This window comes from Xanthobacter cornucopiae, assembly GCF_043195065.2.
GTDB lineage: Bacteria > Pseudomonadota > Alphaproteobacteria > Rhizobiales > Xanthobacteraceae > Xanthobacter.
Map to the genome: position 1 here is coordinate 1265593 of NZ_CM195531.1, position 22826 is coordinate 1288418.

At 69.1% G+C, this 22826-nt stretch carries 20 protein-coding genes; 15 read left to right on the forward strand and 5 right to left on the reverse strand.

Annotated elements, in window-relative coordinates:
* Nucleotides 1-201: 201 nt before the first annotated feature.
* The 3 genes from V5F53_RS05655 to V5F53_RS05665 form a co-directional block, all read right to left on the reverse strand.
* Nucleotides 202-2529 (reverse strand): 3-hydroxyacyl-CoA dehydrogenase/enoyl-CoA hydratase family protein, encoded by a 2328-nt coding sequence (locus V5F53_RS05655; RefSeq protein WP_393997292.1) that lies wholly within the window; start codon nt 2527-2529, stop codon nt 202-204.
* Between the two features lie 11 nt (nt 2530-2540).
* Entirely contained in the window at nt 2541-3686 is a 1146-nt protein-coding gene (locus V5F53_RS05660) for a thiolase family protein (RefSeq protein ID WP_393997291.1), read from the reverse strand.
* A 157-nt stretch (nt 3687-3843) separates the two neighbouring features.
* Entirely contained in the window at nt 3844-4281 is a 438-nt protein-coding gene (locus V5F53_RS05665; protein WP_393997290.1) for a MerR family transcriptional regulator, read from the reverse strand.
* Nucleotides 4282-4351: 70 nt separating this feature from the next.
* On the opposite strand from V5F53_RS05665, the gene V5F53_RS05670 reads away from it, so the two are divergent.
* The 4 genes from V5F53_RS05670 to V5F53_RS05685 all read left to right on the forward strand — a co-directional run bounded on the left by V5F53_RS05670 (nt 4352) and on the right by V5F53_RS05685 (nt 9107).
* The gene (locus V5F53_RS05670) at nt 4352-4657 is read left to right on the forward strand and encodes a hypothetical protein (protein ID WP_393997289.1); all 306 of its coding nucleotides are present in this window, start codon (nt 4352-4354) and stop codon (nt 4655-4657) included.
* A 96-nt stretch (nt 4658-4753) separates the two neighbouring features.
* Nucleotides 4754-6079, forward strand: a complete 1326-nt coding sequence (locus V5F53_RS05675; protein WP_393997288.1) for an OmpP1/FadL family transporter — start codon at nt 4754-4756, stop codon at nt 6077-6079.
* A gap of 214 nt (nt 6080-6293) precedes the next feature.
* Complete coding sequence (locus V5F53_RS05680) at nt 6294-7943, forward strand: long-chain-fatty-acid--CoA ligase (protein WP_393997287.1); 1650 nt, start codon at nt 6294-6296, stop codon at nt 7941-7943.
* A gap of 180 nt (nt 7944-8123) precedes the next feature.
* The gene (locus tag V5F53_RS05685) at nt 8124-9107 is read left to right on the forward strand and encodes an AEC family transporter (RefSeq protein WP_393997286.1); all 984 of its coding nucleotides are present in this window, start codon (nt 8124-8126) and stop codon (nt 9105-9107) included.
* 46 nt (nt 9108-9153) lie between these two features.
* Here V5F53_RS05685 and V5F53_RS05690 read toward each other — a convergent pair whose 3' ends face one another.
* On the reverse strand, nt 9154-10332 hold the full coding sequence (locus tag V5F53_RS05690) for a UbiH/UbiF family hydroxylase (protein ID WP_393997285.1): 1179 nt from the start codon (nt 10330-10332) through the stop codon (nt 9154-9156).
* 187 nt (nt 10333-10519) lie between these two features.
* On the opposite strand from V5F53_RS05690, the gene V5F53_RS05695 reads away from it, so the two are divergent.
* From V5F53_RS05695 to recO, 10 genes are all read left to right on the forward strand, one after another.
* Complete coding sequence (locus tag V5F53_RS05695) at nt 10520-11260, forward strand: TerC family protein (protein ID WP_393997284.1); 741 nt, start codon at nt 10520-10522, stop codon at nt 11258-11260.
* A gap of 134 nt (nt 11261-11394) precedes the next feature.
* Entirely contained in the window at nt 11395-12369 is a 975-nt protein-coding gene (locus tag V5F53_RS05700) for a quinone oxidoreductase family protein (RefSeq protein WP_393997283.1), read from the forward strand.
* Between the two features lie 252 nt (nt 12370-12621).
* Entirely contained in the window at nt 12622-14838 is a 2217-nt protein-coding gene (locus V5F53_RS05705) for a RelA/SpoT family protein (protein WP_393997282.1), read from the forward strand.
* Between the two features lie 28 nt (nt 14839-14866).
* Nucleotides 14867-15634, forward strand: a complete 768-nt coding sequence (locus V5F53_RS05710) for a pyridoxine 5'-phosphate synthase (RefSeq protein WP_393997281.1) — start codon at nt 14867-14869, stop codon at nt 15632-15634.
* Nucleotides 15634-16035: a holo-ACP synthase gene (acpS, locus tag V5F53_RS05715; RefSeq protein WP_393997371.1), complete on the forward strand. Its 402-nt coding sequence runs from the start codon at nt 15634-15636 to the stop codon at nt 16033-16035. The genes V5F53_RS05710 and acpS overlap by 1 nt, the downstream gene beginning before the upstream one ends.
* 17 nt (nt 16036-16052) lie before the next feature.
* The gene (locus V5F53_RS05720; RefSeq protein ID WP_393997280.1) at nt 16053-16433 is read left to right on the forward strand and encodes a DUF1622 domain-containing protein; all 381 of its coding nucleotides are present in this window, start codon (nt 16053-16055) and stop codon (nt 16431-16433) included.
* Between the two features lie 173 nt (nt 16434-16606).
* On the forward strand, nt 16607-17359 hold the full coding sequence (gene lepB, locus V5F53_RS05725; RefSeq protein WP_393997279.1) for a signal peptidase I: 753 nt from the start codon (nt 16607-16609) through the stop codon (nt 17357-17359).
* Nucleotides 17329-18066, forward strand: a complete 738-nt coding sequence (gene rnc, locus V5F53_RS05730; protein ID WP_393997278.1) for a ribonuclease III — start codon at nt 17329-17331, stop codon at nt 18064-18066. Before lepB ends, rnc begins: the two co-directional genes overlap by 31 nt.
* Before the next feature lie 2 nt (nt 18067-18068).
* Nucleotides 18069-19181 (forward strand): GTPase Era, encoded by a 1113-nt coding sequence (era, locus tag V5F53_RS05735; protein ID WP_393997277.1) that lies wholly within the window; start codon nt 18069-18071, stop codon nt 19179-19181.
* A gap of 27 nt (nt 19182-19208) precedes the next feature.
* On the forward strand, nt 19209-19940 hold the full coding sequence (gene recO, locus V5F53_RS05740; RefSeq protein WP_393997276.1) for a DNA repair protein RecO: 732 nt from the start codon (nt 19209-19211) through the stop codon (nt 19938-19940).
* On the opposite strand, the gene V5F53_RS05745 is transcribed toward recO, so the two are convergent.
* Nucleotides 19941-20219, reverse strand: coding sequence for a hypothetical protein (locus tag V5F53_RS05745; RefSeq protein ID WP_393997275.1), 279 nt, complete (start codon nt 20217-20219; stop codon nt 19941-19943).
* A 261-nt stretch (nt 20220-20480) separates the two neighbouring features.
* On the opposite strand from V5F53_RS05745, the gene parC reads away from it, so the two are divergent.
* A complete protein-coding gene (parC, locus tag V5F53_RS05750; protein WP_393997370.1) occupies nt 20481-22727 on the forward strand; it encodes a DNA topoisomerase IV subunit A in 2247 nt (748 codons plus the stop codon).
* Nucleotides 22728-22826: the final 99 nt, after the last annotated feature.

Here is a 22826-nt window from a genome sequence, read left to right on the forward strand (position 1 = left end):
TGCCGCTCCACCCCGGCGATCTTCGCAGGCAGCGCCGGCACCTCTCTCACGTCGCCCTCCGGCTTGGCCGGAGGGCCCATCTCGCCGCTTTCCAAGTCCGCGCCGCGTCGTCCCGGCGGGGCCGTGGGCCGTCCAGTCCATCCGGACGGCGACGGTGCTTCATCCTCTTAAGCTCCCTCGCACGCGGGAGGGCGGCGGCGCTTAGTTGCGCAGCGGCTTGCCGGTTTCCAGAATGTGCTCAATGCGGTCCAGGGTTGCGGTGGTGCGGATCAGCTGCATGAAGCCGTCCCGTTCCAGCTCCAGCACCCGGGCCTGGCTCACCGGCGCGATGAGATCGGCGTCGCCCCCCGTGAGCACCTGGGCCAGCGCGCCGGACACGACCCGGTCGTGCGGGGTGGCCAGCCCGCGCTTGGCGAAGCCCTCCACCGCCATGTCCATGGCCACCTTGCCGGACGGGCCGGGCAAGGTGAGTTCGATGGGCTTGGGCGGAACATAGCCCTCCACCAGGGCGAGGGCCCTGGCCTTGGCGTCGGCCAGCAGCCGGTCGCGGTTCATGGTGATGCTGTCGCTCTCGCGCAGGAATTTCAGCTCCTTGGCCTCGGCGGCGGACTTGGCCACGGTGGCGGTGGAAACCGTCTCGAACACCTTGGAGGGGGCCGGCATCGGGCCCTTGGGGAAGGCCTTGTCGGCCTGCCAGCGCTCCAGCATGGCGGTGCAGCCGCCCCAGGCCGGCAGCACGCCGACGCCGCATTCCACGAGGCCGATGTAGCTCTCCGCATGGGCCTGTACGGCGTCCGCGTGCAGAAGGATCTCGCAGCCGCCGCCGAGCGCCAGGCCCGCCGGTGCCGCCACCACCGGGAATGGGGCGTACTTCATGTCCTGGTAAGTCTTCTGGCCTGCCGCCACCAGCTTCTCCACCTCGCCGAAAGCGCCGATGTTGCAGGCGAACAGGGCAAGGCCGAGATTTGCACCCACGGAGAAGTTCGAACCCTCGTTATAGATGACGAGCGCCTTGTGCTTGTCCTTCACCAGCTTGAGTGCCTTGCCAAGCAAGGTGATGATGGCCTCGTCGAGCGCGTTGCTCTTGGAGGTGAATTCCAGGCAGACCACGCCGTCGCCGATGTCCCACAAAGCGGCGGAGCCGTTCTTGAGGAGCGGTTGCGATTTCAACTTGATATCCGCCAGCAGCAGCACGCCGTCTGGCCGGGCGATGTCGTGATAGGCACCGTCGATGCCGAGATGCTGTCGCACGCCGTTCTCGACCCGGTAGAAGGCGCGATCCGCCGCCCGGGCCAGCAGGGGCGGAACCTCCACCCCGTCCGCCTCCAGCAGGGCGATGAGGCGGGCGGCGCCGATCTGGTCGATCAGCTCGAACGGGCCGAATTTCCAATTGTAGCCGAGGCGCATGGCGTCATCGACCGCGACGATGTCGTCAGCGGCCTCCGGCACGAGGCGCGCCGCATAGGCCAGGGTGCGGGCCATGACGGAGCGGGCGTAGCGGCCGGCCGGGCCGGGCGCCGACAGGAGCGCGGCCAGATCCTTGCCGCCGCCGTCCTCCAGTTCCGGCACGCTCGCCTTCACCTGCGGCCGGTAGGCGCCGGTCGCAAGGTCCATGGCCTCCTTCAGCTTCTGCCCGTTCTCACGGTTGAGGCGATAGAAGCCGCCCTTGCCCTTGCGCCCGGTGAAGCCGGTCTCGATCATCCGCGCGATCAGCGGCTCCTCGCGCAGGGTGGCATGGAACGGGTCGGCGGCGGGCAGCGCCCGTTTCAGCGAGCCCTGGACATGGGGCATCAGATCGAGCCCCACCAGGTCGATGAGGCCGAACACGCCGGTCCGCGGGAAGCCGAAGGGGCGGCCCATCACCGCGTCCGCCGCCTCCACCGAAAGGCCGAGGGCGAAGGCCTCGCCCACCGCCAGCTGGAGCCAGTAGGTGCCGAGCCGGTTGGCGATGAAGCCGGGGGTGTCCTTGCACGCCACCACCGTCTTGCCGAGCTTGACGTCGGCGAAGCGCGACACGGCGGCCACCGTCTCCGGATCGGTCTGCGGCCCGGCGACGATCTCCAGCAGGCGCATGTAGCGCGGCGGATTGAAGAAATGGGTGATGAGGAAATCGCGCCGGAAGCGCTCGGGCAAGCCGGCGGACAGGTCGGCCAGCGGAATGGTGGAGGTGTTGGACGACACCACGCTGCCGGGCCGGCGCGCCTGCTCGATCCGGGCGTAGAGCGCCTGCTTGATGTCGAGGCGCTCGATCACCGCCTCGACGATCCAGTCGCAGCCGGCGAGATCGGCCAGATGGTCCTCGATATTGCCGGTGCTGACGCGCCGGGCCGCCGCCTTGGACATGAACGGGGCCGGGTCGGCCTTCAGCAGCTTCTCCACCGCCGTCTCGGCGATGATGTTGCGGTTGGCGGCGCCCTCGGGAACGATGTCCAGAAGCAGCACCTCCACGCCCGCATTGGCCACGTGGGCGGCGATCCCCGCGCCCATGACGCCGGCGCCAATGACGGCGACCTTTCTGATCTCGGTCATGCTGGCCTCCCTCAGATGCGCTCGAGGACGGTGGCGATGCCCTGGCCGCCGCCGATGCACTGGGTGGCGAGCGCATACCGGCCGCCCTCGCGCTTCAGCAGTGCGGCCGCCTTGCCGACGATGCGGGCACCGGTCGCGCCCAGCGGATGGCCGAGGGCGATGGCGCCGCCGTCGAGGTTCAAGCGGTCATCGGCGATGCCCAGCTCCCGCTGGCAGGCCAGCGCCTGGGAGGCGAACGCCTCGTTCAGCTCCACCACGTCGATGTCGGAGATGGCGAGGCCGGCGCGGGCGAGAGCCTTGCGGGTGGCCGACACCGGGCCGATGCCCATGATCTCCGGCGCGCACCCCGCCACCGCCACGCTCCTCAGGCGGGCCAGCGGCTCCAGGGCGTTGCGCTCGGCGTAGCTTTCCGAGCACACCAGCACGGCGGAGGCGCCATCGGTGAGGGGGGAGGAGGTGCCGGCGGTCACGGTTCCGTTCTCGTCGAAGGCCGGCTTCAGCCCGGCGAGGGCCTCCAGGGTGGCGTCGCGGCGGATGCAGCCGTCGGTATCCACGGTCTTGTTGACCTTGCCGTTGACATGGACCGGCACGATCTCGGCCTTGAAGCGGCCCTCGGCCTCGGCGCGGGTGGCTTTCTCCTGGCTTTTCAGGGCGAAGGCGTCCTGGTCGGCGCGGGTGATCTGCCACTTGGCGGCGACGTTTTCCGCCGTCTCGCCCATGCCCATGTAGGCGGCGGGCATCCGGGCGTAGAGCGCCGGGTTGGGCAGCGGGTTGAAGCCGGTCATGGGCACACGGCTCATGCTCTCGATGCCGGCGCAGATGAAGGCCTCGCCGGCGCCGAGCTGGATCTGGCCGGCGGCCATGTGCACCGACTGCATGGACGAACCGCAGAAACGGTTCACGGTGGTGCCGGCGACGCTCTGCGGCAGGCCGGCGATCATGCCGATGAGCCGGGCGATGTTGAAGCCCTGCTCCGCCTCCGGGAACGCACAGCCAACGATGAGGTCTTCGATGTCCTGCGCCTTCACCTTGGTGCGGGCGATGAGATCGGCTACGACCTGGGCGGCAAGGTCGTCGGGCCGCAGGCGCGCGAGGTCGCCTTTCTTGGCCAGCGTGAAGGGCGAGCGGGCATAGCCCGCGATCACGACGTTTTGCATGAGCGCTCCTGCCTGTGTTCCATTATTGCCCGCATGCGGCGACGCGCGGGATGCGTGAAGGGTCCGCCCCGCGGCGGTTTCCGCCGGGGGTCACCTGATTTTCCGGCGCCTGCCGTTTCGTCCGACGCAGCCGTCTCGCCCCGCCGGAAGAGGCCCTCTAGCCGGCGGCCTTGGTCTCGCCGGTGGCGGCGGCGAGGCTGGCGAGGGTCTGCTCCTCGATTTCCTTCAGCTCGACGATGGTTTCCTCCAGCGCCAGCCGCTGGTCTTCCAGCAGCTCCAGGCGCGTCTGCACCTGCTTCAGCAGCATCCGCAGCTGCTCGGCCTGGGTCGGGTCCATGTCGTAGAGGTCGAGATAGTTCTTGATGTCCCGCAGCGAGAAACCCAGCCGCTTGCCGCGCAGGATCAGCACCATCCGCGCCCGGTCACGCTTGGTGTAGACCCGCATGGTGCCGGCCCGCCGGGGGGTGATGAGGCCCTTGTCCTCGTAGAAGCGGATGGTGCGCGGCGTCACGGCCAGGTCGCGCGCCAGCTCGGTGACCGTGAAGAAGGTGTCGGTCGGGCCGCCACCGGTGTTGCGCTTGCCTGTCGATGCCACAAGTTCACCTATACGTCACCTAACCGCTCCGACGATACATGCTTTGACCTCGGGCGCAAGTCCCTGTTCCGTGATTTTCCCCGTCCGCCGCGCCGCCGATACGGACCGAGGCAAGCTGATCGCCGCGGTGGAGGCCAAGACGCCTCCGCGCTCCCGCCTGGCGCGGGAAAAGGCACCCGAGAGGAACGCGCAATACGTCAGGTTAAGTGACGTATTTCTGTTCCGCCTGCCAATTGATCTGTTAAGCACGGCAGCAGGGCGGTGGTTGGGCGTGCTGTCCATGCAACGCCACCGGCACAACCTGGAGGGAACATGCGGCAAGGCCATCATCGCTGTTGACGGGGCTATTCGTTTAGGCATTCTGGGTGACGTATAGGGCATGGTAAAAACCTATAGTGCACCGCAACGTGCCGCGCCCTGGGAAACGTCACTTCGAAAACGCCGCGCCGGAAGCGCCGAGCAAGGGGGCCCAATGTTCAGATCCACCGCCATCGCCCGGCAGGTCGGCAGTCTCGCGCTGCCGCTCGTCGCCTCGCTTGCCGCCGTGGAGGCGCAGGCCGGCGGCTTCGGGCTGCGCGAGCAGAGCGCCTATTTCCAAGGCTCCTCCTTCGCCGGCTCGGCCGCGGGCGGCGAGGGCCTGGCGGGCATGTTCTGGAACCCGGCGGCGGTCAGCTTCTCGCCGGGCCTGAATTTCGAGAGCAATTTCACCTACATCATGCCGCATGCCTCGGTGGACGTGCAGAGCGCCCAGGCGCCGATCACTGGCGCCAGCCTGGGGACCACCGGCGTCGGCGACATCATCGACGACGCGCTGCTGCCCACCACCTTCATCACCTATGCCAACGGTGACTTCGCCGTAGGCCTCGGGCTGACGGTGCCGTTCGGCCTGATCTCTGATGCGCCGTGCAATTGGTCCGGGCGCTATTACGGCTGCTACAGCCGCATCTTCGACATCAATGTCCAGGGGTCCGTGGCCTATCGGGTGAATGACTGGCTCACCATCGGCGGCGGCCTCAGCGTCAATTACATCGACGCGCGGCTGAGCAACGCCGTCTTCACCGGCTTCGTGCCGCCGGCCAACAATCTCTATGCCCAGGTGGATGGCGACGATCTGGGCGTGGGCTTCAACCTCGGCGTGCTGCTGACGCCCTGGGCCGGCACCACCATCGGCGTCGGCTACAAGTCGTCCATGGACCAAAACCTGGAAGGCACGCTCGGGCTGTACCTGACTCAGGCCAAGCTCGCCCAATACACGGCTGAGGCCGGGCTGACCCTGCCCGGGCAGATCACCGCCTCCATCCGCTCCCAGGTCGCCCCGCAATGGACCGTGCTCGGCACCGTCGAATGGACCGACTGGTCCAGCGTGGAGCAACTGGTGGTGCGCACCCCGGCGGGCGTCGCCAGCATCCTCGACCTGCAATGGAAGGACGGCTGGTTCTTCTCCGGCGGCGTGGAATACCAGTGGGACCCCAAGCTCGCCCTGCGCGCGGGCCTCGGCTACGAGCTGACCCCGGTGCCCGACGAAACCCGCTCGCCGCGCCTGCCGGACACCAATCGGCTGTGGCTCTCCGGCGGCTTTACCTATGCGGTGACGCAGCAGCTTTCCATGGATTTCGCCTATAGCCACATCTTCGGCGAGACCAGCCCCATCACCCAGACCCCCGACCTGCCGGGCAACATGCTGCGCGGCGTGCTGGTGGGCGAGGTGAGCAACGGCTACGTGGACATCGTCTCGGTCGGCCTGCGCTACAAGTTTGGCGAGCTGGCGCCGCAGCCGGCGGCGCTGTTCACCAAGTAAGGCCGGGCTCCGCGCGGCGGCCGTCCCCGCCGCGCGGTCACGACCGGAACAGGGCGCGCCGCCCTCTCGGCGCGATCGGCGGCGAGCCCGCCCCACGGCGGCCCGCGCAGAGATGGCGCGCGCCTGCCGCCACCCCCATGTAAATTGAAGGCAGCCGGCCCGCGAAACCCGCCGCAGAGCGGTCGCGCCGGCCCTGCCATGCGGGAGAACGCCTATGCTTGAGCGGACCGACGCCGGGCCCATCGTGGCCGTTCCAGTGCCTGACCTTCTGGCCGCCAGCGTCGCGGAGTTCGGCGCCCGCCCGGCGCTGAACTTTCTCGGCCGGCGGTGGAGCTATGCCGAGCTCGGCGCGCTGGTGGACCGAGTGGCTGCCGGGCTGCAGGCTGAAGGGGTGGGGCCGGGCAGCAAGGTGGGCCTGTGCCTGCCCAACACGCCCTATTCTGTCGTCTTCTTCTTCGCCGTGATGAAGGCCGGCGGGACCGTGGTGAATTTCAGCCCGCTCTATGTGGAGCGGGAGCTGCGCCACCAGATCCGCGACTCGGGCACCACCATCATGGTGGTGCCGGACCTGAAGCTGATCCATGCCCGGGTCGCGGCGGTAGCCCATGAGTCCGGGCTGGCGCGCATCATCGTCTGTCCGCTGGCGGGGGTGCTGCCGTGGCTGAAGGGCCTGCTGTTCACCCTGTTCAAGCGCAAGGAGCGGGCCGACTACCACAGCCGCGATGGTCTGCACCTGCCGTTCCGCGCCCTGCTCGCCCACGGCGCGGCGCCGCGGCCGGTGGCGGTCGATCCGTCGAACGACGTGGCCGTGCTGCAGTACACCGGCGGCACCACCGGCGTGCCGAAGGGGGCGATGCTCACCCATGCCAACATTTCCGCCAACGCGCAGCAGGTGATGACGCATGCGGAGTGCCGGCGCATCGGCGTGCGCAAGGTGGTGGGGGTGCTGCCCCTGTTCCACGTCTTCGCCATGCAGACGGTGATGCTCATCCCCATCTGCCTCGGCGCCGAGATCGTGCTGGTGCCACGCTTCCAGCTCTCCGACCTGCTCGACCTGATGGAGCGCGAGCGGCCCACCATGTTTCCCGGCGTTCCCACCCTTTATGCTGCCATCAACAATGCGCCGGGCATCGAGGCGCGGGACCTCTCGTCGTTGACCTTGTGCATCTCCGGCGGCGCGCCGCTGCCCAAGGAGGTGCGCGAGCGGTTCGAGGCCCTCACCGGCTGCAAGCTGGTGGAGGGCTACGGGCTCAGCGAAACCTCGCCGGTGGTGACCGCCAACCCGCCGCTGGGGCTGGTGAAGGACGGCTCGGTGGGCACCGCCCTGCCGCAGACCACCATCGAGATCCGCGACCTCCTGGACCCCTCCCGCCTGTGCGGGGTGGGGCAGAAGGGCGAGGTGTGCGTGCGCGGGCCGCAGGTGATGCGCGGCTATTACAATCGCCCCCTGGAGACCGCCGACGCCTTCCTCGACGGCGCCCTGCGCACCGGCGACGTGGGCTATCTCGACGCCGACGGCTACCTGTTCCTGGTGGACCGCATCAAGGACGTGATCCTGTGCGGCGGCTACAATGTGTATCCCCGGGTGATCGAGGAAGCGCTGTACCTGCATCCGGCGGTGTCGGAGGCCGTGGCCATCGCCATCGACGACACTTATCGCGGCCAGGCGCCCAAGGCGTTCGTGGTGCTGCGCGAGGGCATGGCCGCGACCCCCGAGGAACTGCTGGCCTTCCTGTCGGGCCAAGTCTCCAAGATCGAGATGCCCAAGGCGGTGGAGATTCGCGAGAGCCTGCCCAAGAGCGTGGTCGGCAAGCTCTCCAAGAAGGAGCTGATTGCGGAAGAACGCAGCCGGACGGGGGGGTAAGGGGCCGCTTCGGCTTGCCAAGCGGGCGGGTGCTGGTTAGGCGAGACGGGCGGCGTGCGCCCACCTGCGGTTTGCGGCCCGGGCGCGAGACGCGACCCCTTTTCACCGGCTCGGTGGACGGGAGGGGAGGGGCCGTGCCCCGCTCGCCCGGCCGCCCCAGCCCCGCGCCGCAGACCTTTCATGAACGACCTGTTTGGCCTCGTCTTTCCCTTCTTCGGCCTGATTTTCCTGGGCTATTTCTGCGGACGGCTGGTCCGGCTCCCCGAGGCCGGCCTCGCCTGGCTGACCTTCTTCATCATCTATATCGCGCTGCCGGCGCTGTTCTACCGCATCGTCGCGCAGACGCCGTTCGCGGAGCTGGCAAATCCCTCCTTCATCCTGGCGGTGGTGGCCTCCACCGCCACGGCCGCGCTGATCGCCCTTGGCATCGGCCTGTGGTTCCGGCGCGGCCATGTGGGCGAGGCCGCCATCGCCACTACCGTGGGCGCCTATGCCAATGTGGGCTACATGGGGCCCGGCCTGAGCCTCGCGGCCCTGGGGCAGGGGGCGGCGACGCCGGCCGCCCTCATCTTCGCCTGCGACAGCGTGCTGTTCTTCACCCTGGTGCCGCTGCTGATGGCCACCCGCGGGCGGGGCGAGAGCCTGGCCGCCACCTTCGCCCTGATCGCCAAGCGGGTTTTCACCCACCCCTTCAACATCGCCACCCTGCTGGGCGTGCTGGCGGCGGCGCTGCATGTGCGGGAGCCCGACGCACTGGCGCGGATGCTGGACTATCTGAAGAATGCCGCCGCCCCCTGCGCGCTGTTCACGCTCGGCGTCACCGTGGCGCTGCGGCCGCTGCGGCGCATCCCCACCGAGCTCGTGCCGCTGCTGGCGCTGAAGCTGGTGGGCCAGCCGGCACTCGCGCTCGCGGCGCTCTCCCTGGTCGGGGCGCTCGCGCCGACGGGGGCCCCCGCCTGGTCGGAGGCCTGGGCCCAGACCCTGCTGCTGATGGCGGCCCTGCCGCCGGCCCTCAACTGCTTTGTGCTGGCCCGCCAGTACCATACCTATGTGGAGGAGGCTTCCACGGCGGTGCTGGTGGGCACGGTGTGCTCGGTGTTCACCGTCACCGCCATGCTCTACCTGCTGCGGGCCGGGCTGATTCCGCTCGACCTGCTCCGCTAGCCGGCGCGCGACTCACCGCCCATCGCGCCAGGCCGGTGGGGGCGGCTCACGCCGCGCGGCTGCCGATGCCGAGCCGCATCACCGTGCGGCGCAGCGGTCCCACCCGGTCGAGCAGGTAGAGCCCGAAGCCGCGCACGCCCTGGATCGGCACGAAATCCGACAGCAGCGACCGGTTAAGCACGTCCACCGCCCGCATGCGGGCGTCGATGTCGCCGCGGCGGGCGCGGGCATAGCGCTCCAGAAGCTCCGGGGCGCCCACGTCACGCCCGGCATCGGCGGCGCCGGCCACCAGATCGACCAGCTCCGCCACGTCGCGCAGTCCCAGGTTGAGGCCCTGGGCGCCGATGGGCGGCATGATGTGGGCCGCCTCGGCGATCAGCGCGATGCGCGACGCGGTCAGCCGCTCCGCCGTCTCCGCCGCAAGCGGGAAGGCGCCGCGGCCGGGCAGGATCTCGAATCGACCGAGGATGGAAGACGCCCGGGTCTCCATTTCCCGCGCCAGGGCGTCGTCGGGCAGGGCCATGAGGCGTAGGGCCTCGCGCTCGCTCACCACGCACACGATGCTGGAGCGCTCGCCCGGCAGCGGCACCAGGGTGAAGGGGCCAGTCTCGGTGTGAAACTCGGTGGAGGTGTCCTCGTGGGGCCGGCCGTGGCGCACGATGGCGGTGAACGCCACCTGCGGATAAGCGCGGGTGGCGACGCCGATGCCGGCGGCGGCGCGCACGGTGGAGGCGCGACCATCGGCGCCCACCACCAGCCGGGCGCGCAGCTGCGTTCCGTCGTCCAGGCTGAGTCGCGCCGCGTCAGGCTCCACCGTCAGGGTGGCGAGGCTGCCGCGGACGATCTGGAGCTGCGGCTGGTTCTGCGCCGTGTCCATGAGGGTCAGGCGCAGCGGGTCGTTCTCGATGTTATAGCCGAACGCGTCGAGGCCGATCTCGGCGGATCGGAAGGTGACCTCCGGTGCGCGGAACAGGCGGCGGGTGGCGTCGGCGATGCGCATGTCGCGCAGCGGCGCCGCCTTGGGCGCCAGCGCGGCCCACAGGCCGAAGCGCTCCAGAATACGCACCGAGCCATCCAGCAGGGCGGTGGTGCGATGGTCGACGCCGCGATCCGGCCCGGTGACCAGGGCGGTGGACACGCCCCGGCCGGCGAGACCGAGCGCCATGGCCAGCCCCGCCGGCCCGGCGCCCACCACGACCACGTCGTGCCTGTCATCCGCTGTCATGCTCTTCCCCAGCTTGACCGGCCGCGCGGCCGGGCGCCAACCCTAGACGAGCCGGGCCCCGCGCGCCGCGCGGTCTGTTGACCCAGCATAGCAGAAGCGCACCCGGCCGCCTTGAAGCGCCGCCGTCGCGGCGCGAGAAAGCCCGGACGCCCGCTATCGCGGCGGCGTGCCGCAGGGGAATCAGGGGATGCTCGCGCTCGTCACCTCGCCGGAGGCCTGGGCCGCCTTCGTGACGCTCACGGTCATGGAGATCGTGCTGGGCATCGACAATGTGATCTTCATTTCCCTGGTGATCCAGCGGCTGCCGCACGCGCAGGCGCTCCGGGCGCGCCAGATCGGCCTTTCGGTGGCGCTGGGCCTGCGCATCGCGCTGCTGCTGGCCCTGTCCTGGCTCATCGGCCTGCAACAGCCGGTGCTGGCCGTGTTCGGCCACGATTTCTCGTGGCGCGACCTCATCCTCGTCGCCGGCGGCGCCTTCCTCATCGCCAAGGCCACCATGGAGATGCATGCGGCGGTGGAGGGCGAGGCGCCCTCGGAGGACGCGGCCAGCCCCGCCCAGGTCGCCGGCCGCGCCTTCGGCCTGATCGTCGGCCAGGTGATTCTGCTGGACCTGGTCTTTTCCATCGACTCCATCCTCACCGCCATCGGCATGGCCGAGCACGTGGAAGTGATGGTGGCGGCGGTGATCGTGGCGGTGGGCCTCATGTTCTGGGCCTCCGGGCCCCTCGGCGCCTTCATCGCCATCCATCCCACCACGCGGATGCTGGCGCTCGCCTTCCTGCTGCTGGTGGGCGTGACGCTGGTGGCGGACGGGTTCGGGGTGCATGTGCCGCGCGGCTACATCTATGCCGCCATGGCCTTCTCCGTGACCGTGGAGGGGCTGAACATCGCCGCCGCCCGGCGGCGGCGGCGCCGGAATGTGGAATAGGCCGGGCGAAGTGTTGCGCCGCAAGGCGCGATCATCGCATCAGTGGATTGTCATGGATGCGGCGCCGGCCCTTGCGAGCGCCGTCCCGCTCCCTATGATCCGCCCAGGACACGCGACGGGAAGGGTGAGGCGCCATGGTTCATGCGGTTCGGGTGCATCAGACGGGCGGGCCGGAGGTACTCACCTATGAGGAGATCACCGTCCCGGCGCCGGGACCGGGCGAGGTGCAGATTCGCCAAACCGCCATCGGTCTCAACTTCATCGACGTCTATTTCCGCACCGGCCTCTACAAGGCGGCGGCGCTGCCCTTCATCCCCGGCAACGAGGGCGCCGGCGTGGTGGTGGCGGTCGGCCCCGATGTCACCGGTTTCCACGAGGGCGACCGGGTCGCCTACGCCATGACCGTCGGCGGCTACAGCGAGGTGCGCAACGTTCCGGCCGCCCTCCTGGTGCACCTGCCGGCGGCCATCGACGACCAGACCGCCGCCGCCATGATGCTGAAGGGCATGACCGCGCAATATCTGGTGCGCCGCACCCATCCGGTGAAGCCGGGCGACGTGATCCTGGTGCAGGCCGCGGCCGGCGGCGTCGGGCTCATCCTCACCCAGTGGGCCAAGCGCCTGGGCGCCACCGTGATCGGCACTGTGGGGTCCAAGGACAAGGCCGAGCTCGCCCTCGCCCACGGCTGCGACCACGCGATCCTCTATCGCGACGAGGATTTCGTCCACAAGGTCAAGGAGATCACCAGCGGCAAGCTGTGCGACGTGGTCTATGACGGGGTCGGGCAGGCGACCTATCCGGCCTCCCTCGACTGCCTGAGGCCGCTGGGCCTGTGGGTGAGCTTCGGCAACGCCTCCGGTGCCATCAAGAACTTCGACCTGCTGCTGCTGTCGCAGAAGGGCTCGCTGTTCGCCACCCGGCCGACGCTGGCCACCTTCGTCGCCAAGCGCAGCGACCTGCTTGCCACCGCCAACGACCTGTTCGAGGTGGTGCTGGATGGCTCGGTGAAGATCCCGATTCACCAGACCTACGCCCTGAAGGACGCGCAGAAGGCCCACAAGGACCTGGAAAGCCGCAAGACCACCGGCTCCACCCTGCTTCTGCCCTGATCCCCGGCGCCGGCTCCGCTGGCCGCCGGCGCGGTCTTCCCCTAGTGTTGGTGTGCAATCGACCTTGCGCGTGCCCGGCAGCCCCGGGGCGCGCGACGCCGGGTGCGACGCACCGACCCCCGTCCCGAGAAGCAGAACCAACGTCTTGCGCAAGCTCGTCTTCCGTCCGATATCCAGGACCTTCACAGGGACAGGGTGGCCCGCCTCGCGCCGGGGCCCGTCCCGCCCATGCTGCGACGGATCGTTCCGGCCATGATGCGCCAATACGAACTCGTCGACCGCGTTCGACGCTATAATCGCAACACCGACGAGGCGTTGCTGGACCGCGCCTATGTCTATGCCATGCGCGCCCACGGCAGCCAGCTGCGCGCCTCCGGCGACCCCTATTTCTCCCATCCCCTTGAAGTCGCGGCGATCCTCACCGACCTGAAGCTGGACGACGCCACCATCGTCGCCGCCCTGCTGCACGACACCATCGAGGACACCAGCGCCACCCGGGGCGAGATCGAGCGCCTGTTCGGCCACCAGATCGCGAGCCTGGTGGAGGGCCTGACCAAGATCAAGAAGCTGGACCTCGTGTCCAAGCAGGCCAAGCAGGCGGAAAACCTGCGCAAGCTGCTGCTGGCCATCGCCGACGACGTGCGCGTGCTGCTGGTGAAGCTGGCCGATCGCCTGCACAACATGCGCACCCTGAAATGGGTGCCGCCGGAGAAGCGCGACCGCGTCGCCCAGGAAACCCTCGACATCTACGCGCCCCTGGCGGCCCGCATGGGCATGCAGGACATGCGCGAGGAGCTGGAGGACCTGTCCTTCCGCCAGCTCTCCCCCGAGGCCTATGAGAGCATCACCACCCGCGTCTCCGAGCTGCGGCAGACCAACGGCCCGGTGGTGCAGGAGATCGAACGCGACCTGCGCGAGGCTTTAGGCCAGCGCGGCATGGAGGCCGAGGTGAAGGGGCGGGAGAAGCGCCCCTATTCCATCTGGGGCAAGATGGAGCGCAAGGCCATCGGCTTCGAGCAGCTCTCCGACCTCTACGGCTTCCGCGTCATCGTCGCCAGCATCGAGGACTGCTATCGGGCGCTGGGCGTGGTGCACACCCGCTGGGCCATCGTGCCCGGCCGCTTCAAGGATTATATCTCCACCCCCAAGCCCAACGACTATCGCTCGCTGCATACCACCGTGGTGGGGCCGCGCCGGCAGCGCGTGGAATTGCAGATCCGCACCCGCGACATGGACGAGATCGCCGAATACGGCATCGCCGCCCATGCCCTCTACAAGGACCCCACCGGCGCTCCCGGGGTGATGCTGTCGGGCGAGACGCGGGCCTATGCCTGGCTGCGCAAGACCATCGAGAACCTCTCCCAGGGGCTGTCGCCGGAAGAGTTCCTGGAGCACACCAAGCTGGAGCTGTTTCACGACCAGGTGTTCTGCTTCACCCCCAAGGGCCGGCTCATCGCCCTGCCGCGGCGGGCGACCCCCATCGATTTCGCCTATGCGGTGCACACCGATGTCGGTAACACGGCGGTGGGCTGCAAGATCAACGGCTCGGTGGCGCCGCTGGTGTCGGAGCTGAAGAACGGCGACGAGGTGGAGATCATCACCTCCAAGGCCCAGACCCCGCCGGGAGCTTGGGAAACCATCGCCGTGACCGGCAAGGCGCGGGCGGCGGTGCGCCGGGCGACGCGGGCGGCGGTGCGCGCGCAATATTCCGGGCTCGGCCGCAAGATCGCCGAGCGCGCCTTCGCCAAGGCCGGCAAGTCCTTTTCCGAGGAGGCCATCATCAGGGCCACGCCGCGCCTGGCCCGCGCCGCGGCAGAGGATGTGTTCGCCGCCCTGGGCCGCGGCGAGATCAAGACCGACGACCTCATCCGCGCGGTGTTCCCCGAATGGGTGCCGCCGCGCCCGGAAGATCGCGCCAATGGCGGGCGCGCCTCCACCGCCGAGGGGTGGTTCGAGCTGAAGCGCGGCCACAATCTCAAGTTCAAGATTCCCGAGGGCGCGCCCCTGGAGCGGCTGGACGCCATTCCCATCCGCGGCATCAACGGCGACCTGCCGGTGCGCTTCGCGCCCAATGGCGGGGCCGTGCCCGGCGACCGCATCGTCGGCATCCTGACCCAGGGCGAGGGCATCACCATCTATCCCATCCAGTCGCAATCCCTGCAGAGCTTCGAGGATGCTCCCGAGCGCTGGCTCGACGTGCGCTGGGACGTGGATGAGCTGTCGGATGGGCGTTTCCCCGCCCGCATCGCGGTGACGGCGCGCAACGCACCGGGCTCGCTGGCCCAGGTGGCCAGCGCCATCGGCGACCGGGGCGGCAATATCGAGGGCCTGCAGATGCGCTCGCGCTCGGCCGACTTCACGGAGATGACCATCGACATCGAGGTGTTCGACCTGCGCCATCTCAACGGCATCATCGCGGACCTCAAGGCCCGCGACGTGGTATCGAGCGTCGAGCGCGTGAACGACTGAGGCGCGCTGGCGCAGGGAGTGAGAAGCGATGGACTTCGCGATGCCGGTGCGGCTGGGGGTGAACGTGGACCACGTGGCGACCCTGCGCAATGCGCGCGGCGGGGCGCTGCCCGATCCGGTGCGCGCGGCGCTGGCGGCCAGGGCGGCCGGCGCCGACGGCATCACCGCCCATCTGCGGGAGGACCGCCGCCATATCCGCGATGCCGACATGGAGCGGCTGAAGGCCGAAGTTGCCCTGCCGCTGAATTTCGAGATGGCCTGCACCGACGAGATGGTGGCCATCGCCCGCCGCATCGGCCCCCACGCCTGCTGCCTGGTGCCGGAGAAGCGCCAGGAGCGCACCACCGAGGGCGGCCTCGACGCCGCCGGCCAGATCCGGGAGCTTCGCCCGCGCATCGCCCTGCTCAAGGAGGCGGGCATCCGGGTGTCGCTGTTCATCGCCGCCGAGCCGGCGCAGATCGCCGCCGCGCGGGCGCTGGAGGCGGACATCGTGGAGCTGCACACCGGCGCCTGGTGCGACGCGGGAACCGAGGGGCGCTTCGCCGAGGCGGACGCGGAGTTCGCCCGGCTCCGGGCCGGCGCGCGGGAAGCGGCGGCGCTGGGCCTGGAGGTGCACGGCGGCCATGGGCTCGACTATGCCACCGCCGAGCGCATCGCGGCGGTGCCGGAGATCGTGGAATTGAACATCGGCCATTTCCTGGTGGGCGAGGCGGTGTTCGTTGGCCTGCCGGCCTCCATCCAGGCCATGCGGGAGGCCATCGCCCGGGGCCGCGCCCGGCGCGGGGCGGCGGCATGATGATCCTCGGCATCGGCTCGGACTTCACCGATGCCCGGCGCATCGCCAAGTCCATCGAGCGCTATGGCGACCGCTTCCTCGACCGGGTCTTCACCCCGGCGGAGCGTGCCAAGGCGGACGGCCGGCGGACACGGGCGGAGACCTACGCCAAGCGCTTCGCCGCCAAGGAGGCCTGCTCCAAGGCGCTGGGCACCGGCCTGAGCCAAGGGGTGTTCTGGCGCGACATGGGGGTGGTCAACCTGCCCTCCGGCCAGCCGACCCTCGAACTCACCGGCGGCGCGGCGGCGCGGCTGGCGGCGATGGTGCCCGAGGGCTTCGAGCCGCGCATCCACCTGTCCCTCACCGACGAGGGGCCGCTCTCGGCCGCCTATGTCATCATTTCCGCGGTGCCGCGCGGCTGAGTCGGCGAGGGGGGACGATGAACGAAATCCTGGGCGAGGCCCTGCATTGGATCACCCGGGGTATCGAGGTGGCGGGCACGCTGGTGATCGTGGCAGGCATCCTGGCCGCCGGCGTCGCCTTCGCGCGTGACCTGAAAGCCGCGCGTCCGGTCCAGGAGGCGTTCCGGGCCTGCCGCGCCGCGCTGGGCATGGCGATCCTGCTGGGGCTGGAGCTGCTGGTGGCGGCCGACATCATCTCCACGGTCGCCATCGAGCCCACCCTTTCGAGCCTGGCGGTGCTGGCCGGCATCGTGCTGATCCGCACATTCCTGTCATTCTCGCTGGAGGTGGAAATCGAAGGCCGCTGGCCGTGGCAGGTCCCCCGCCGCCCGGACGGGGCGCCGCGCACCGAGGCGTGAGCGGGCTGTGGCGGCAAATGGGAACCTGACGCTGGGACGCGCGTTGCCGCGGGAGCGGGAAGGCTCTATAGGGGGCACTTCAGTTTTAGATGGGAGGGTCGTCTGGCGTCCCATCCCGGTTTCGGCGACGTGTGCCGCGCGCTGCGTTCCGTTCTCATTTTCTGGGACCCTCGATGACCGCGACCAGCGATTCGAAGAAGGACGGCGGGTTCCTTGAAACCGTCCAGGTAATCGTTCAGGCGCTTCTGATCGCGCTTCTGATCCGCACCTTCCTGTTCCAGCCCTTCAACATCCCCTCGGGGTCCATGAAGGACACGCTTCTGATCGGCGACTACCTGTTCGTGTCCAAGTACAGCTACGGATACTCGCGCTTCTCGATTCCGTTCTCGCCCAACCTGTTCTCGGGCCGCATCTTCGGCTCGGACCCGACCCGGGGCGACGTGGTGGTGTTCAAGCTGCCGCGCGACAACGAGACCGACTACATCAAGCGCGTCATCGGCCTGCCCGGCGACAAGATCCAGATGATCGACGGCTGGTTGCATATCAACGGTGTGCCGGTGAAGCGCGAGCGGCTGTCCGACATCACCGAGGACGACGGCACCGGCCGTCCCGTGCCGGTGAAGCGCTGGCGCGAGACCCTGCCCAACGGTGTCTCCTATGAGACCCTCGATCTGGTGGACAACGGCTTCTACGACAATACCCCCGTCTATGAGGTGCCCCTGGGCCACTATTTCATGATGGGTGACAACCGCGACAATTCGGCCGACAGTCGCGTCTTGAGCCAAGTCGGCTACGTGCCGTTCGAGAACCTCATCGGCAAGGCGCAGATGATCTTCTTCTCCATCGACGAGGGCGCGTCGGCCTGGCAGGTGTGGACATGGCCGTGGACGGTGCGATGGGATCGCTTGTTCAAAATGGTGAACTGAACAGAGTGCACGAGGATCTTTCCGCCCTCGAAGCGCATATCGGCTATTGCTTCAAGAACCGCGCGCTTCTCGACCTAGCCCTCTCCCACATCAGCGCCGTGAAGGGCGAGGCGCCGCGCCTGCGCTCCTATCAGCGCATGGAATTTCTCGGCGACCACGTGCTGGGCTCGGTGGTTTCGCACATGCTCTATCTCGCCTTTCCGGAGGCGGAAGAGGGCGAGCTGTCGCGCCGGCTGGCCGAGCTGGTGCGGGAGGAGGCCTGCGCCGACGTCGCCGCCGACATGAATCTCGGGGCCCATATCCGCCTGGGGCCCGGCGAGACCCAGTCCGGCACCCACAAGCGCCGCGCCATTCTGGCCGACGTGGCCGAGAGCGTGGTGGCGGCGGTGTTCCTCGATGGCGGCTATCCGGCCGCCACCGCCCTGGTGGAGCGCTACTGGCGCCACCGGCTGGAAGCGCCGCGCCGGCCTTTGCGCGATGCCAAGACCGTGTTGCAGGAATGGGCGCAGGCCCGCGGCCTGCCGCCGCCGGTCTACCGCGAGGTGACGCGCTCCGGGCCGGACCATGCCCCGCGCTTCATCATGGCCGTCGACCTGCCGGGCCTTGCCTCGGCGGAGGCCGAAGGATCGTCCAAGCAGGCCGCGCAGAAGGCGGCGGCCGGCGCTTTCCTGCACCGGGAAGGCGTATGGAACGGAAACGAGAACTGAGCATGACCGACAAGCGACGCGGCCAGGGCGAACCCGCCGCGCCCGGCAAGACTCCCGCCCCCGGCCAGCCGGAGACGGACGACGCGGCCGCCTTCCGCCAGGAAGAGATCGAGGCCGTCGAAGACTTCGACGACGAGGCCGACGATTTCGATGACGATGGCGACGCCGGTGACGATGGCGCTCCGGAAGGTGCGCCAGAGGCGCCGCGGCCCTCCGGCCCCACCCGCTGCGGCTTCGTCGCGTTGCTGGGCGCGCCCAATGCCGGCAAGTCCACGCTCACCAATGCGCTGGTGGGCACCAAGGTGTCGATTGTCTCGCACAAGGTGCAGACCACCCGTTCCATCGTGCGGGGCATCTGCATCGAGGGCAATTCCCAGGTGGTGCTGGTGGATACCCCCGGCATCTTCGCCCCCAAGCGGCGACTGGAGCGGGCCATGGTGACCAGCGCCTGGACCCATGCCGCCGACGCCGACGTGATCGCCCTGCTGGTGGATGCCAAGCGCGGGGTGGACGAGGAGATTGAGGCGCTGATCGCGCCGCTGTCGGACATCCGCAAGCCGCGGGTGCTGATCCTCAACAAGATCGACCTCATCCGCCGCGATACGCTGCTGGCGCTGTCGGCGGAATTGAACGCCCGCATGCCGTTCGATCGGGTGTTCATGGTCTCCGCCCATACCGGCGACGGCGTGGACGACGTGCGCCGCTGGTTCGCCGAGGCGCTCCCGCTCGGTCCCTGGCTGTATCCGGAGGACCAGATTACCGACGCTCCCATGCGCATGCTGGCGGCGGAGATCACCCGCGAGAAGATGTTCGTGCGCCTGCACGATGAATTGCCCTACCGCTCGACCGTGGAAACCGAGAGCTGGAAGGAACTGCGGGATGGCTCGGTGCGGATCGAGCAGACCATCTATGTGGAGCGCGACAGCCAGCGCAAGATCGTGCTCGGCAAGGGCGGCAGCGCCATCAAGACCATTTCCTCGGAATCGCGGGCGGAACTGTCCGAGATCCTGGAAGTGCCGGTGCATCTGTTCCTGTTCGTGAAGGTGCGCGAAAATTGGGCCAACGATCCCGAGCGCTATCGCGAAATGGGGCTCGAATTCCCCCGCGGCGAATAGGCCCGGCGCCGGCTTGAGGGCAAAGCGGTGGAGTGGAGCGACGAAGGCATCGTGCTGGGCGTACGCCGTCATGGCGAGGCCAACGCCATCGTCGAGCTGCTCACCGCCCGGCGCGGGCGCCACATGGGCATGGTGCGGGGCGGCGCCTCGCGCAAGCAGGCGCCGGTCATCCAGCCGGGCAATACGGTGAGCGCCACCTGGCGCGCCCGGCTTGAGGAGCACATGGGCAATTTCGCCCTGGAGCCGGTGGTGGTGCGCACCGAGGCACTCATGCGCGTGCCGCACGGCGCCTACGGCATCACCCACATGGCGCAGATGCTGCGCCTGCTGCCCGAGCGCGATCCCCATGAGGGGCTCTATGCCACCCTCGGCGCCATCCTGGATGCGTTCGAGGACCCCGGATCGGCCGGCCTGCTGCTGGCCCGGTTCGAGCTGGCGTTGCTGGCCGAGCTGGGCTTCGGCCTGGAGCTGGAAGCCTGCGCCGCCACCGGCCGGCGCGACGAGCTCATCTATGTGTCGCCGCGCAGCGGACGGGCGGTCTCGCGCGAGGCTGGCGCGCCCTATGCCACGCGTCTGCTGCCGCTGCCGCCGTTCCTGGTGGGGGAGGGCGGGCGCCCCTCCCCCGGCGATGTGGACCATGCGCTGCGGCTCACCGCCTTCTTCCTGCTGCGGCGGGCGCTGGAGCCGCGCGGCCTGGGCTTTTCCGAGGCGCGCGGGCATTTCATCGCCGCCTGGCGGCGCGGGGCGGCGGCGGGCTGATTACCACCAATAGGGACGCGGCGGGCCCCAATAGCGCGGCCCCGGTTCGACCCAGGCGCTGCGGCAGCGCGGCACCACATGCCAGCGGCCGCCCCACCAGCGCCGCTCCTGCCAGCAGCGGCGCACCCAATAGACAGACTCGGGCTTCACCTGGAGGTCGGCGGGCCCGGCGACGGCCGAGGCGGCGCCTGCGAGCGTGGCGGCCGAGGCGGCCTGCGCCTGCGCCGCCAGAAGGCCGAGTGCGACGACGCCCCCCGCTGCCCAAAGGATTGTCCTCATCATCCGCTCCTGTGCCGTGAAACGCGCCCGCTGCCAATGGGGGCGTCACGGCAGGAGACTAGGCCGGGAGGGCGGCGGCAGTTTGTCGATCGGTAGCGCTAAAGGCCGGCAGATACAGCGAGAATCGGTGCACGGCTACCGCGGATATGAACCGTTGTTTAGCTTTCGGGCCGCACTGTGCCCGAGACGACGGCGGGCGCGGCGGCGGGGGCGGTGCACAAGCGCCTTGTCGCCTTTGAGCGCGCGCGGTACTGCCTGGGCATGGCCACCCGTACACTTCCGCCTCCCGCCGGCCCGGACGGGAACATCGAGACCGTCGCGCTCAAGGCGGCGCTGGAAGAGCGCTACCTTGCCTATGCGCTGTCCACCATCATGCATCGTGCGCTGCCGGATGCGCGCGACGGCCTGAAACCGGTGCATCGGCGCATCCTGCACGCCATGCGCCAGCTCAGGCTCGACCCGGGGCAGGCGTTCAAGAAGTCTGCCCGCGTGGTGGGCGACGTCATCGGCAAGTTCCACCCCCACGGCGACCAGTCGGTCTATGACGCCCTGGTGCGGCTGGCCCAGGATTTCGCCCAGCGCTATCCGCTGGTGGACGGGCAGGGCAATTTCGGCAATGTGGATGGCGATAATGCCGCCGCCATGCGATACACCGAAGCCCGCCTGACGGAAACCGCGCGGCTGCTGCTGGACGGCATCGACGAGGATGCGGTGGACTTCCGCCCCACCTATGACGGCTCGGAGGACGAGCCGGTGGTGCTGCCGGCGGCGTTCCCGAACCTGCTCGCCAATGGCTCCCAGGGCATCGCCGTGGGCATGGCCACCTCGATCCCGCCGCACAATGCCGCCGAGCTGCTGGCGGCGGCCCTGCACCTGGTGCAGCATCCCAACGCCTTGGCCGTGGATCTGCTCCAGTTCGTGCCGGGGCCGGACTTTCCCACCGGCGGCGTGCTGGTGGACGATCCGGTGGGCGTTGCGGAAGCCTATGCCACCGGGCGCGGCGCATTCCGGGTGCGCGCGCGCTGGCACAAGGAGGATACCGGCCGCGGCAGCTATCTGGTGGTGGTGACGGAGATTCCCTACGGCGTGGCCAAATCGCGCCTGGTGGAAAAGATCGCCGAGCTGCTGACCGAAAAGAAATTGCCGCTGCTCGCCGACGTGCGCGACGAGAGCGCCGAGGATATCCGCCTGGTGCTGGAGCCGCGTGCCCGCACGGTGGATGCCGAAGTGCTGATGGAGAGCCTGTTCAAGCTCACCGAGCTGGAAGCCCGCGTGTCGCTGAACATGAATGTGCTGGTGCGCGGCCAGATCCCCAAGGTGCTCTCCCTGGCGGAGGCGCTGCGCGAATGGCTGGACCACCGCCGCGACGTGCTGTTGCGCCGCTCGCGCTACCGGCTGGGTGAGATCGCCCACCGCCTGGAGGTGCTGGGCGGTTATCTGATCGCCTATCTCAACCTGGATGAGGTGATCCGCATCATCCGCGAGGAGGACGAGCCCAAGCAGGAGCTCATGCGCACCTTTTCGCTGACCGATGTGCAGACCGAGGCCATCCTCAACATGCGCCTGCGCTCGCTGCGCCGACTGGAGGAGATGGAGATCCGCAAGGAGCATGACGCCCTCTCCAAGGAGCAGGAGGCGTTGAATACGCTGGTCGGCTCCGAGGATGCGCAGTGGAAGGCGATCGCCAAGCAAATCCGCGAGACCCGCAAGACCTATGGGCCCGACACCGCCCTGGGCAAGCGCCGCACCACCTTCGCCGCCGCCCCCGAGCTGGGCGAGGAGGCGTTCGCCCAAGCCCTGGTGGAGCGCGAGCCGATCACCGTGGTGGTCTCGCAGAAGGGGTGGATCCGGGCGCTGAAGGGGCATCAGCAGGACCTGTCCAACCTCCAGTTCAAGACCGACGATGCGCTGGGCCACGCCTTCTTTGCGGAAACCACCTCGAAGCTGATGGTGTTCGCGTCCAACGGGCGGTTCTATACCCTGGATGCCTCCAAGCTGCCGGGCGGACGGGGCCATGGCGAGCCGGTCCGCCTCATGATCGACCTGGAGCAGGAGGCGGAGATCGTCACCGTCTTCGCCCATCAGCCCGGCCGCAAGCTGCTGGTGGCCTCCAAGGAGGGGCGGGGCTTCGTGGTCAGTGAGGAAGAGTGCTTGGCCACCACCCGCAAGGGCAAGCAGGTGTTGTCTGCCGACCCGCCCGACGCGGCGCTGGCGGTGCGCGTGGTGGAGGGCGACTGGGTGGCGGTGATCGGCGATAATCGCAAGCTGCTGCTGTTTCCGCTCAACCAGATCCCGGAAATGACCCGGGGCCGGGGCGTGCGGCTGCAGCGCTATCGCGAGGGCGGGCTGTCGGACGTGAAGGTCTTCCCCATTGCCGGCGGCCTCACCTGGGAGGATTCCTCGGGCCGAACCTGGACCGTGACCGAGCTGCTGGACTGGCAGTCGGAGCGGGCCACCGCCGGGCGCCTGCCGCCCAAGGGGTTTCCGCGCAGCAACAAATTCTCCTGAGCCCGGGCGCCGCTTCGCCCGGTCCGGCGCCTTGCCATGCGCATGAAAAAGCCCGGGCCTGAGGCCCGGGCTTTTTTGTCGGGGCGCTGCGGCGGTCAG